This is a genomic window from Sphingopyxis sp. GW821-FHT12F08, from assembly GCF_058806755.1.
The window spans coordinates 523,859-536,809 of record NZ_JBXAQA010000001.1 but is presented as its reverse complement, the minus strand read 5'-3'; the positions used below and the strand labels follow the sequence as shown (position 1 = coordinate 536,809).

The 12,951-nt window shown below is 67.4% G+C and carries 7 protein-coding genes; 1 reads left to right on the top strand and 6 read right to left on the bottom strand.

Going from position 1 to position 12,951, the window contains the following annotated elements:
* Window positions 1-17: 17 nt before the first annotated feature.
* From AC1RNQ_RS02630 to AC1RNQ_RS02620, 3 genes are all read right to left on the bottom strand, one after another.
* Window positions 18-2,186 (bottom strand): primosomal protein N', encoded by a 2,169-nt coding sequence (locus AC1RNQ_RS02630; RefSeq protein ID WP_493168695.1) that lies wholly within the window; start codon window positions 2,184-2,186, stop codon window positions 18-20.
* A gap of 257 nt (window positions 2,187-2,443) precedes the next feature.
* Window positions 2,444-3,529 (bottom strand): PepSY-associated TM helix domain-containing protein, encoded by a 1,086-nt coding sequence (locus AC1RNQ_RS02625; RefSeq protein WP_493169389.1) that lies wholly within the window; start codon window positions 3,527-3,529, stop codon window positions 2,444-2,446.
* Between the two features lie 3 nt (window positions 3,530-3,532).
* The gene (locus AC1RNQ_RS02620; RefSeq protein WP_493168694.1) at window positions 3,533-5,785 is read right to left on the bottom strand and encodes a TonB-dependent receptor; all 2,253 of its coding nucleotides are present in this window, start codon (window positions 5,783-5,785) and stop codon (window positions 3,533-3,535) included.
* 357 nt (window positions 5,786-6,142) lie between these two features.
* On the opposite strand from AC1RNQ_RS02620, the gene AC1RNQ_RS02615 reads away from it, so the two are divergent.
* On the top strand, window positions 6,143-8,461 hold the full coding sequence (locus AC1RNQ_RS02615; RefSeq protein ID WP_493168692.1) for a patatin-like protein: 2,319 nt from the start codon (window positions 6,143-6,145) through the stop codon (window positions 8,459-8,461).
* 6 nt (window positions 8,462-8,467) lie between these two features.
* Here AC1RNQ_RS02615 and AC1RNQ_RS02610 read toward each other — a convergent pair whose 3' ends face one another.
* The 3 genes from AC1RNQ_RS02610 to dnaK all read right to left on the bottom strand — a co-directional run bounded on the left by AC1RNQ_RS02610 (window position 8,468) and on the right by dnaK (window position 12,835).
* The gene (locus tag AC1RNQ_RS02610) at window positions 8,468-9,430 is read right to left on the bottom strand and encodes an MBL fold metallo-hydrolase (protein ID WP_493168690.1); all 963 of its coding nucleotides are present in this window, start codon (window positions 9,428-9,430) and stop codon (window positions 8,468-8,470) included.
* Between the two features lie 236 nt (window positions 9,431-9,666).
* Window positions 9,667-10,791 carry a molecular chaperone DnaJ gene (gene dnaJ / locus AC1RNQ_RS02605; RefSeq protein WP_493168688.1) on the bottom strand — a complete coding sequence of 375 codons (1,125 nt, stop codon included), beginning with the start codon at window positions 10,789-10,791 and terminating at the stop codon, window positions 9,667-9,669.
* A gap of 136 nt (window positions 10,792-10,927) precedes the next feature.
* Entirely contained in the window at window positions 10,928-12,835 is a 1,908-nt protein-coding gene (dnaK, locus tag AC1RNQ_RS02600; protein WP_493168686.1) for a molecular chaperone DnaK, read from the bottom strand.
* Window positions 12,836-12,951: the final 116 nt, after the last annotated feature.

Here is a 12,951-nt window from a genome sequence, read left to right as displayed (position 1 = left end):
GTAAAGCGCTGGGGCGGCTATACAAAGCTATATGGATCAATATCTATCGCGAGCCGCGCTTTTGCGGGCCAGTCGATGCTGTTCACCCACTCGCGGATCGTGCCCTGCAGGTCGAAACTGCGCGGCGCATGAAGCAAAAGCCGGAAACGGTGGCGCCCGCGCAGCATCGCGAGCGGAGCGGGCGCGGGGCCATAGACCGCGAGGCCTTCGGCGACCGGCGCCTTGTCGCCCAGCCTTTTGGCGACGCCGCGCGCGACCTCGATATCCTCCGACGAAATGACCAGCGCGGCGAAGCGACCATAGGGCGGCGCGCCGGCGAACCTCCGCGCCGCGGCCTCAGCGGCGTAGAAACCGTCGCGGTCGTTCGCGACCAGCGCCGCCATCACTGGAGCGTCGGGAACACGCGTCTGTATCAACACCGCCCCCGCCTTCACTCCGCGCCCGGCGCGCCCCGCGACCTGCGCGATCTGCTGGAAGGTGCGCTCCGAGGCACGGAGGTCGCCGCCGTCGAGCCCGAGGTCGGCGTCGACCACTCCGACGAGGGTGAGGTTCGGGAAATGATAGCCCTTGGTGACGAGCTGCGTCCCGATGATGATATCGACCAGCCCACCCTCGACATTGTCGACGAATTCCGCCGCTTTCGCCGGCGACCAAAGGGTGTCGCTGGTGACGATCGCGACGCGCGCCTCGGGAAAGCGCAGCGCCACCTCGTCGGCGACGCGCTCGACCCCGGGCCCGCAGGCGACGAGGCTGTCCTCGTCCTCGCATTCGGGGCAGAGCCGCGGCGGCGGCATCACATGGCCGCAATGATGGCACGCGAGGCGGTGGACCAGCCGGTGCTCGACCATCCACGCGGTGCAGTTGGGGCACTGGATGCGGTGGCCGCAGGTGCGGCACAAGGTGAGCGGCGCGAAGCCGCGGCGGTTGAGGAACAGCAGGCTCTGCTCGCCCTTGGCGAGGCGGTCGGCGAGCGCCTCGACGAGCGGCGGCGCGAGCCAGGTGCCGCGGTCGGGCGGATCGTGGCGCATGTCGATCGCGGCGAGGTCGGGCAGCGTCGCGCCGCCGAAGCGCGCAGGCAGCTTGATGTGGCGATAGCGCCCCGCTTCGACCTGCGCGAGGCTTTCGAGCGCGGGGGTCGCGCTCGCGAGCACCACCGGCAGCCTCTCGAAATGCCCACGCATCACCGCGACGTCGCGCGCATGATAATGGACGCCGTCCTCCTGCTTGAAGCTCGTCTCATGCGCTTCGTCGACGACGATCAGGCCGAGATTGGCATAGGGCAGGAACAGCGCCGAGCGCGCGCCGACGACGATCTTCGCCTCGCCGCTCGCGATCGCGTGCCAGGCGCGGCGGCGCTCGGTCGCGCGCAACCCCGAATGCCAGGGCACCGGCTCGCAGCCGAAGCGCGCGGCGAAGCGCGTGAGCATCGGTTCGGTGAGCGCGATCTCGGGGAGCAGGACGAGCGTCTGCTTGCCCGCGTCGACCGCGGCGGCGATCGCTTCCATATAGACTTCGGTCTTGCCCGATCCGGTGACCCCATCGAGCAGCAGCGTGTCGAACTTCGCGGCGGCGACCGCTTCGCGGAGTTCTGACGCCGCCGCCGTCTGTTCGTCCGACAGCTCAGGTGGGGCGAAGCCCGGATCAGGTTCGGGATAGGGGGCGTCGGCCGACACGCTCACCGCCTCGAGCGCGCCCGCATTTACGAGCCCGCGGATCACCGCGTCGCTGACCTCGGCGAGCGCGGCGAGTTCGCGCACCATGCCCTGCCGGTCGCCGATCTTTTCGACCGCGACGGTGCGTTGCGGCGTCATCCGCGCGGGCAATTCGCCGGTGGCGCGATATTCGACGATCGGGCGGCGCGCGTCCGAAAAGGCGGCGCCGGGCAGCACCATGCGCAGCACCGCGCCTGGCGGCGCGAGATAATAGTCGCTCGTCCATTCGACGAGGCGGCGCAGCGGCGCGGGGATCGGCGGGACGGGCACGACTTCGTAGAGGTTGCGCAGGCGATTGTCGCCGACGGCTTCGGGCGCGCCGAACGCGCTGTCCTCCCACACCACGCCGCCCATCTTGCGCGGACCGAGCGGCGCCACGACGACGCTGCCGAGCGGCGCCTCGCTGCCATAGGGCACGCGATAGTCGAGCGGGCCGAGGGCGGCGGTAAGCAGGAGGACGCGGGCGCGGGTCATGGGACTGCGCAGGATATAGGGCGGCGGGTAAAATAGGAAAGCGGTGAAGGGGCGATGCGCGCAGAGGCGCGGAGGGCGTGGAGATTTTGTTCACGCGGAGACGCGGAGGCGCGGAGATCATTGAATGAACCGTTCGCCCTGAGCTTGTCGAAGGGCCGTCCTTCTCTTCGACGTAGCAAGAAAGAACGGTGCTTCGACAAGCTCAGCACGAACGGGCTCGGGTATCCTCTCCGCGCCTCCGCGTCTCCGCGTGAACCTTATGAGGTCACCGGCGTCGGCTGCTTCGGCGTTCGTTTCACCGGCTTCGGCCGCTTGAACCAGAAGCTCCATACCGCAAAGCTGCCGAGCATCGTCATCGCGAGGCCTGAGATCGTCAGCAATATCCGCCACGCCCAGCCGCCGACCTTAGACGCGTGGATCGGGAAGGCCATGTTGAATGCCTGCGCCCCGCCCGGCAGCGCCAGTGCGTCGCGCGCGGCGAGCAGCTCGCCGGTCGCGGCATCGAACGCCAGCGTCGTGCGGCCGTTGGGCAGCCATTCGGCGGGCTGCTTCATCCGCAGGCTGATCGGGTCGCCGGGCTTGCGCGGCAGGCTGAGGATACGGAATTCGGCGTCGGGGAAGCGCTGCCGCGCTTCGGTCAGCATCGCGGCATAGCCGGGTTTGTCGGCGAGCGGGCCGCCCTTGTATTTCGGCGGCTCGAGCGCCTTGGCGGTCTCGGCGACCGGACCGAAGGGCGCGACGACACCGAGCGCGAAGGGACGGAAGATCATCATCGTGCCGGTGACGATCGAGATCAGCAGCAGCGGCGCGGCGATGATGCCGATATCGCGGTGATGCCACATAATCGACGGGCGGCTCATCCGCTTGGGCCACAGCCTGAGCTGGAAGGTCCGCCGCGTGCGCCACCACAGGATCGCGCCGCTGATCACGAAGAACAGCCCGCACAGCCCGGCGATGCCGATCACCCATTCGCCGCTGTCGCCGGCGAAGAGATGGTGGTGGAAATCGAAGATCCAGAGCTCGGGCCGCTCCCACTGGCTCGCCCAGCGGACGGCGATATCGCCCGACTGGCTGGCATAGGCGCCCGCCTCCTTGCCGATGCGCAGCTGGTGCAGCCCGACGCGCGCGTCGGCATAGATGATCCCCTGCGCGCCCGGGGTCGCCATCAGCCGCTCGGTGGCCGCGGCGACCGTGGCGAGGTCGCCGCGCAGCGGGTCGCCACTGCCCGGCACCCAGATCCACAGATGCTCGTAGAGCAGGATCGTGCCCGAAAGCCCGAGCAGCACGAGCACGAGGCCGATCAGGCCTCCCGTCCAGCGGTGCAGCGTGTCGAGCAACGCCATCATTTAAAAACGATAATCCCAGCCGAGCGTGAAGCTGCGCCCCCGGCCGGCGAAATAGGACAGCTGATCGTTCGGCAGCCGCGTGTCGCTCGAATAGTCGATATACTGCTTGTTGAAGAGATTCTGCACCGACAGGCTGAGCCCGCCGACGCCGGTCTGGTAGCGGATCGAGGCATCGGTCAGCGTATAGCCGCCGAAGTCATTGTCGGCGAGCTTGAGCGGGTGGTTCGGATTGGCGTCGTCGGCGGCGCGCGCCTTGCCGTCGAAGCGGCGTTTCAGATAGACCTGCGTCTGGATGCGGGCCGAGAAGGGACCGCTCGCATAGCTCGCCGCGAGGTTCAGGCGGTCGGGCGAGATATTGGTGCCGTCGAGGTCGCTGTCGACGATGCCGTCGGGTACCGCGTCGCTGTCGAAGCGGCCGATCAGATGTGCATAGCCGAGGTTGAGCCTGAGCCCGTCGATCGGCGTCTGGACGCCGAGGTTGAGTTCGAGCCCCTGGATTTCGACGCGCAGCCGCTGGACATCGAAGATGCGGTCGGGGCGGGCGATCAGCAACTGGCCCTTGTCGCTCGACGACCAGAAATAGGTTGCGCTGGCATCGAGCGGGCCGCGCTTCAATTCGATCCCGATCTCGCGGTTGTTCGAAATGATCGGGGCGATATCGAGGAAGGTGTCGATATCGACCCCGGTCCGGTTCACGGCGCGGGTGATGCGGCCGATGTCGGGGACGGTGAAGCCCTCGGCATAGCTCGCATAGGCGCGGATGCCGTCCCACGGCTCGACGATGACGCCGCCGTTGATCAGCAGGTCGTCGAACTTGGGCTTGCCGCCGGCGACGTCAACGCCGCCATAGGTCGACACGCCGCAATTGGTCGTGACGGTTGCCGAACAGGCGACGAAGGTCGTCGACGCGAGGGTGTGGAAATCGTCGATCTTGATCGTGACATTTTCCCAGCGGACCCCGCCGGCGAGGCGGACGACACCGTCGAACAGTTTCAGGTTCGCCTGGCCGAAGGGCGCAAGGCTGCGAAAGTCGCTCGGCGGCACCCAGACGCGGTCCGTCGCGATCAGCGCCTGTTCGGTCCGGTCGACCAGCGCGTCGAAGCCGATCGTCAGCGTCAGATCCTCGAAGCCCGGCAGCGCGCGTTCATAGCTGATCTTGGCGCCCAGCTTGCGGCTGCGGTTCTGCGACTGGTCGAACACATCGCCGATCGGACCGAGCGTCGGATCCTGGAAGGTTGCGATGTAGCGGCCCAGTGCATCGCGCGTTTCGCCGCCGAAGGTATCGCGGCTGCGGTTGAAGAAGATCTGGCTGACGAAATTACCGCCGCCGAGGTCGCTGTCGGTGAGTGACAGCGCGACGCTTTCGGTGCGGTTCTGTGCCGGTTCGCCCGGCGGATTGCCGCGCACCGCGCCGGTGGGCAGCCCGGTCGCACGATTGCCCGCAACCGCGACATAGTCGCCGTCGCCCTTCAGCTCGAAACGGCTCGCGATCAGGTCGAGCCGCATCGTATCGCTGACCTCGTAGCCGAAACGCCCGAAGAGCGAGAGCGTCTTCGAATCCTGCGTTTCGCCCTGCGTCAGGTTGAGCCCGATCGGGCGCCCCTTGGCGTCCGAAAAGACGCCGCGGATTTCATAGGCCGCGCCCACGGTCGCGTCGAAGCGGCCGGCTTTATACTGGACCAACCCGGCCGCCTTGCCGCCCCTGCCCGCCTTGGAAAAATCACTGTCGGCGGTGCCCTGCATCAGCACGCGGCCCGACAGGCCGTCGACCCTGGGCGCGCCGACGGTGACCTGGTTGACGATGCCGCCGGTGCCGCCGATCCCCTGCAAGGCGTTCGAGCCGAAGATCAGCTCGACGCGGTCGATGAAGAAGCCGTCGATGGTGAAGCCGTCGCGGCTGCCGTCGCGCAGCGGGGTCGACTGCGGAATGCCATTGATCGCATAGAGCGGCGAGCGGCCGCGCAAGGTCTCGCCCGCGCCCGAGAGCTTCTGCCGCGTCGGCGAGAAGCTGGGGGTCAGCGTCGCGACCGCGTCGGTCACCGAGCCCGAGATCGCGAGCTGCTGGTCGAGGCTGTCCTTGCCGATGATGTCGATCGTCAGCGGCAGCGCATTGGGCGGCAGCGCGGTGCGCGCGGCGGTGACGACGATCGCCTCCTTGCCGATGTCGGCATCGGCCGGCGCCGCATCCTGCGCGAAGGCGGGGAAGGGCAGCGCGGTGCCGGCGAGCGCGGCGGCGAGCAGTTTGCGATTCATTCTCAACTCCTGTTTGTCGTGCCGCTAGTGCGACACATTCGCAAAGGCAAGGATTTTCGGGCGTCGGGTGGGGATGGCGGGTTTTGGGCGGTAGCGGACGTTCCCCAGCCCCTCCTCTTCAGAGGAGGGGCCTGCGAGACTTACGAACTTGTTCGTTAGTCGCAGCGGGGTGGTGGTCTCGGGCGTGGCTTAGACCCTCGGCCACCACCCCGTTCGACTAAAGGCCCGGCTGCGCCGGACCAAGTCTCTCTGCCCCTCCTCTGAAGAGGAGGGGCTTGAGGCCTGCTCCCCACGCCCAAACCGCCCCCTCAGCGCAAAGGGTGACGCCGCACCCCAAATCGCGCTATCACTCCGGCCATGCGCGAGAAGGAATTGCGGTTTGCCCTGATTTGCTACGGCGGCATCAGCCTGGCGGTCTATATGCACGGCGTCACCAAGGAGATCTGGCGGCTCGCCGCCGCGTCGCGCGCTTTTCACGACGGCAGCGGCCAGCGCGGGTCGGGCGCGGTCTATCGCGACCTGTTGATCGCCATCGCCGAGCGCGGCGGAACGCGGCTGCGCGTGCTTCCCGACATCGTCGCGGGGGCGAGCGCGGGCGGGATCAACGGCGTCTTCCTCGCGCGCGCGCTCGCGACCGGCCAATCGCTCGACCCGCTGACCGAGCTGTGGCTGAAAGACGCCGACGTCGACAGCCTGCTCGATCCCGATGCGCGGCCGCTGTCGGCGGCGACCAAATTCTGGGCGGTGCCGATCGCCGGCTGGATGATGAAGAAGCGCGGCAACGTCATCGACCGCACGGTGGGCGAGGGCGCGCAGGACGAGGTGCGCGCGAAGCTGTCGCGCTTCGTGCGCGCGCGCTGGTTCGAACCGCCCTTCGGCGGCGAGACTTTTTCGAACCTGCTGCTCGACGCCTTCGACGCGATGGAGAAGGGACCGCAGGGGCCGGTACTCGTGCCGCCGGGGCAGCCCGTCGACCTGTTCGTGTCGGTCACCGATTTTGCCGGGCACCGCGTGGCGCTGTCGCTCAACAGCCCGCCGCGCGTGACCGAGGACGAGCATCGCCTCGTCCTTCATTTTCGCGCCGATGGCCGCTCGGGCAAGCCGCTCGATGACGTCCCCGGTCTCGCGGCGGCGGCGCGCGCGACGGCGAGTTTCCCCGGCGCCTTCCCGCCCTTCACGCTGCGCGAGCTCGACACCGTGCTCGAAAAGCGCGGCGTCGCCTGGCCCGGCCGTGACGCCTTCATCCGCACCCAGCTTCCCGCGGGCGGCGACGGCGACCCCGCCGACCGCGTGCTGATCGACGGCTCGGTGCTCGCCAACGCGCCCTTCCGCCCGGCGATCGCCGCGCTCAAGCAGCGGCCGGCGCGGCGTGAGGTTGATCGCCGTTTCATCTACATCGACCCCAAGCCCGATTATCGCGCGATCAGCATCGGCACGCCCGGCGAGGCGGCGGAGGGCGAGACGCCGCGCCTGCCCGGTTTCCTGCCGACGATCCTCGGCGCGCTTTCCGAAATCCCGCGCGAACAGCCGATCCGCGACAATGTCGAGGCGATCGAAGGCATGTCGCGCCGCATCCGCCGCATGCAATATATCGTCGACGCGATGAAGGTCGAGGTCGAGGAACAGGTGGCGGCGCTGTTCGGCACCACCTTCTTCCTCGACACGCCGACCACCGCCCGCCTCGCCAAATGGCGCGCCAAGGCGCAGGAAGAGGCCGCCGCGCGCGCGGGCTTCGCCTTCTCGCCTTATGGCCATCTCAAGCTGTCGGCGATGGTCGAGGAACTGGTCGGCATCGTCGACCGGCTCGTCCCGCCCGAAGGCGACATCCACCGCGGCATCCGCCGCCAGAACATCTGGGACGAAGTGCGCGCGCGCGGGCTCGACCGCATTTCGGGCAGGCGCGGGGCGGGGGCGAGCGGCGACGCGGTGACCTTCTTCCGCACGCACGACCTCGGTTTTCGTATCCGCCGCCTGCGCTTCCTCGCGCGCGAACTCGACCGGGTGGTCGAGGCGCAGCGCGATGGACGCGATCCCGCATGCGATGCGATGCGCGACACCATCTACGACGCGCTCGGCCTCTATCTCGAGCGCGAGGGCTACAGCTGGTTCGCCGATCTCGACGTGCCCGCCGACGCCGATGCCGGGCAGTGGATCGACGCCATCGCCGCGCGGCGCGACCTGATCGGCGCCGACGCCGCCGCCGATACGCTGATCGCCGAAGGGCTGGGCGCGCTGCCCAAGGATGACCGGCGCGCGCTGCTGCTCGCCTATCTCGGCTATCCCTTCTACGACATCGCGACCTTGCCGCTGCTGCAGGGCGAAGGGTTCGACGAATTCGACCCGATCAAGATCGACCGCATCTCGCCCTCCGATGCGACCGCGATCCGCACCGGCGGCGCCGCGGCGATGCTCAAGGGGATCGAGTTCAACGCCTTCGGCGCCTTTTTCAGCCGCGCCTACCGCGAGAACGACTATCTGTGGGGGCGGCTCCACGGCGCCGACCGGCTGATCGATATCGTCGCGTCGAGCGTCACCGGCGAGGGCGCACTGGCGGGCGAGGAACTGGCTGCGATCAAGCGCCGGGCGTTCCACGCGATATTGGACGAGGAGGAGGGGCGGCTGCCCAAGATCGCGGCGCTGATCGCCGAACTCAGGGGCGAGATCGGGCCGATCTGACGGGTGTCAGTGCGAATGCGGCCCCTCGCCATGGTCGTGTTCGCCCATCACATCCTTCGACCGGTCCGGCCGGTGGCCGCGCGGATGGCCTTTTTCGCTGTTGAAGACCGACGCGACGAAGCCGTCGGTCGGCATGAAGCCGCCCTTGATCTCATATTTCGCCGCGAGGTTCATCGCGGTCACCTCGTCCTGCGTCTTGCCCGCCGCCCTGGCGCTTTCGACCGCGGCGATCACGTCGGCGAGCATCGCGCGGTACGCCGCGAGGTCGGCCTTGGTCGCGAGCGGGCCGTGCCCCGGGATGATCACGCTCGTGTCGTCGGCGAGCGCGAGCACCTTGTCGGCGGCGGCGACCACGCCATAGGCCGACCCGCCGCTGTCGAGGTCGATGAAGGGCAGGCTGACCTTGTGGAAGAACAGGTCGCCCATGTGGAAGATATTCGCGCCCCGCCAGTGCAGGATCGAATCGCCGTCGGTGTGCGCGTGCGGCGCGTGTATCACCTTGATCGTATCGCCGTTGAGGTGGAGCGTGATCCCGTCGTGATAGGTGAGCACCGGCAGCGCTTGCTTGGGGCTCGGCGGGACCGGCTTGCCGCGCACCAGCTGGTCGCTCGCCATGCGTTCGCGGACATGGTCGTGCGCCATGATCATCGCGCCCGCCTTGCCGAAATTCTCGTTCCCGCCGCTATGGTCGCCGTGCCAGTGGGTGTTGATCAGCCATTTGGCGGGGGTCGCGCCGAGCGCCGCGATCGCCGCCTCGATCTTCGGGGTCAGCGGCGCATATTGGTCGTCGACCAGGACCGTGCCGTCGGCGCCGTGGCTGACCGCGATATTGCCCCCGGCGCCGAACAGTATCGCGAGGCCGGGCGCGACGTTTTCGCTGCGGATCTCGACCTTCGACCAGTCGGTCTGCGCGAGCGCGGGCAGCGGGGCGGCGAGCAGGGCCGAAGCGAGCAGGGCGGCACGGATCATGGGGAGCCTTTCGCGGAGGAAGGCGCGAAGGTTACCGAAGCAAGGTTGGAATGCAAAGTCCTTCTCCCCTTGCGGGAGAAGGATAGGGAGCCTTATCGCGAAGCGATTAGGCGGACTTGGATGAGGGGGTCTGCGAGCCTCCGGCTCGCGCGGTCCTCTGGGCCGCGACCCCTCACCCAGCTTCGACTAGGCGGCAAGCCGCCAAGTCCGCACCCCCGCAAGGGGAGAGGGAGAAGCTAGTCCGTCAGATCGTCCCACATATCCTTGATCTTCGAGAAGAAGCCCTGGCTCGCGGGGCATTCGTCGCCGGTCTCGGTCTCGCGAAACTCGGCAAGCAATTCCTTCTGGCGCGCGCTCAGCCTGGTCGGCGTCTCGACGTCGACCTGGATGACGAGGTCGCCATGGCCGCGGCCGTTGAGCACCGGCATGCCCGCGCCGCGCTGGCGGAGCTGCTTGCCCGACTGGAGACCCGCGGGGATGCTGATCTCGTGCTTCTCGCCGTCGAGCCCGGGGATGGTGATGCAGCCGCCGAGCGCCGCGGTGGTGAAGCTGATCGGCGCGCGCGTGAACAGCGTCGTGCCCTCGCGCTCGAACAATTTGTGCCGTGCCATGTGGAGGAAGATATAGAGGTCGCCCGGCGCCGCACCGCGCGCGCCGCTCTCGCCCTCGCCCGACAGGCGGATGCGCGTGCCCTCGTCGACCCCGGCGGGGATGTTGACGGTCAGCGTCTTGCGCCGGTCGACGCGGCCCTCGCCATGGCAGCTATTGCAAGGGTCGGCGATGACTTCGCCCGACCCCTGGCACTGCGGGCAGGTGCGCTCGATCATGAAGAAGCCCTGCTGCGCGCGGACCTTGCCGTGGCCGGCGCAGGTGGTGCAGCGGTGGGTCGAGGTGCCGGGCTTGGCGCCCGATCCGTCGCACGTATCGCAGCGCGCGGCGACGTCGACCTGGATCTCGCGCGTCACGCCGGTGAAGGCGTCCTCGAGCCTTATCTCCATGTCGTAGCGCAGGTCGGCGCCGCGCGCGGGGCCGCGCTGCTGGCGTCCGCCGCCGAAGGCCGAGCCGAAGATCGATTCAAAGATGTCGCCGATATCGCCGAAATCGGCGTTTCCGCCGCCGAAGCCGCCCGCGCCGTTGACGCCCGCTTTTCCGAAGCGGTCGTAGGCCGCGCGCTTCTGGGGGTCCTTGAGGCAATCATAGGCCTCGCTGATCGCCTTGAAGCGTGCTTCGCTGTCGCCGCATCCCGGATTCTTGTCGGGGTGGTATTTCATCGCGAGCTTGCGATAGCTCGCCTTCAGCGCCGCGTCGTCGGCCGTGCGCTCGACTTCGAGCAGTTCGTAATAATCGATGTCGAGCGACATAATCTTATCGGCCCCTAGCCTTGCCTCTCATATCCGTTTGCCCTGAGCCTGTCGAAGAGCCGTCCTTTCTTCGCGGCGGAAGAGGAAGGACGGTGCTTCGACGAGCTCAGCACGAACGGCATGAGGGGATAGCCCTTTACTTCTTGTCGTCTTCGACTTCCGAGAATTCGGCATCGACGACATCTTCGTCGGCCTTGGCTTCGCCGGCTTCGTCGGCGCTGGGGGACGCCGCGGCCTGCTGTTCCTTCTCGTAGATCGCCTGGCCCAGCTTCATCGCGACCTGCGCGAGCGCCTGGGCTTTTTCGGTCATCGCGGCGGGATCGCCGCCCTCGACCGCGGTCTTGGCTTCGGCAACCGCCGCCTCGATCTCGGACTTCAGCGCCTCGTCGACCTTGTCGCCATGCTCGCGGAGCTGGCTTTCGGTCGAGTGGATCAGGCTTTCGGCGTTGTTCTTCGCCTCGGCCGCCTCGCGGCGCTTCTTGTCCTCTTCGGCGAACTGCTCGGCGTCCTTGACCATCTGGTCGATGTCGGCGTCGCTGAGCCCGCCCGAGGCCTGGATCTTGATCTGCTGCTCCTTGCCCGTGCCCTTGTCCTTGGCGTGGACCGACACGATGCCGTTGGCGTCGATATCGAAGGTCACCTCGATCTGCGGCACGCCGCGCGGCGCCGGCGGGATGCCGACCAGGTCAAACTGGCCCAGCGCTTTGTTATCGGCGGCCATTTCGCGTTCACCCTGGAACACGCGGATCGTCACCGCCGACTGATTGTCGTCGGCGGTCGAATAGACTTGGCTCTTCTTGGTCGGGATGGTGGTGTTGCGGTCGATCATGCGCGTGAACACGCCGCCCAGCGTCTCGATGCCGAGGCTCAGCGGGGTGACGTCGAGCAGCAGCACGTCCTTGACGTCGCCCTGCAGCACGCCCGCCTGGATCGCGGCGCCGATCGCGACGACCTCGTCGGGGTTCACGCCGGTGTGCGGTTCCTTGCCGAAGAAGTCCTTCACGACTTCGCGGACGCGCGGCATGCGCGTCATGCCGCCGACGAGCACGACTTCGTCGATCTCGGCGGCGCTGACGCCGGCGTCCTTGATCGCCTTCTTGCAGGGCTCAAGCGTGCGCTTGACCAGCTCTTCGACCAGCTTTTCGAGGTCCGAGCGGGTGATCGTCTTGACGAGGTGCTTCGGCCCGTTGGCGTCGGCAGTGATGAAGGGCAGGTTGACCTCGGTCGTCGCGGCCGACGAAAGCTCGATCTTCGCCTTTTCGGCGGCTTCCTTCAAGCGCTGGAGGGCGAGCTTGTCGCCGCGAAGATCGATGCCTTCGTCCTTCTTGAAGCCGTCGGCGAGATATTCGACGATCTTGCTGTCGAAATCCTCGCCGCCGAGGAAGGTGTCGCCGTTGGTCGACTTCACCTCGAACACGCCGTCGCCGACCTCGAGGATCGAGATGTCGAACGTGCCGCCGCCAAGGTCATAGACCGCGATCGTCTTGTTCTCGGTCTTGTCGAGGCCATAGGCGAGCGCCGCCGCGGTCGGCTCGTTGATGATGCGCAGCACTTCGAGGCCCGCGATCTTGCCTGCGTCCTTGGTCGCCTGGCGCTGCGCGTCGTTGAAATAGGCGGGGACGGTGATCACTGCCTGCTCGACCTTTTCGCCCAGATAGGCTTCGGCGGTTTCCTTCATCTTCTGAAGGATATAGGCGCTGATCTGCGACGGCGAATAATCCTCGCCGCCCGCCTTGACCCAAGCGTCGCCGTTGGCGCCCTTGGCGATGGTATAGGGGACGAGTTCCATGTCCTTCCTGGTCATGGGATCGTCGAAGCGGCGGCCGATCAGGCGCTTCACCGCAAAGATGGTGTTTTCGGGATTGGTGACCGCCTGGCGCTTCGCCGGCTGGCCGATCAGGCGCTCGCCGTCCTTGGCGAAGGCGACGATCGAGGGCGTGGTGCGCGTGCCTTCGACATTTTCGATAACCTTGGGTTTGCCGCCTTCCATCACCGCGACACAGCTGTTCGTGGTGCCGAGGTCGATCCCGATCACTTTTGCCATTGAATATACGTCCTTGTTGCTTCTTTGGCGCCCTGAAAAGGCACGCCGTCCATGGGTTTATGGGGGCGATATAGGTGCGCTAATCCTTGGCACAAGGACTCATTGGGCTTATCGGG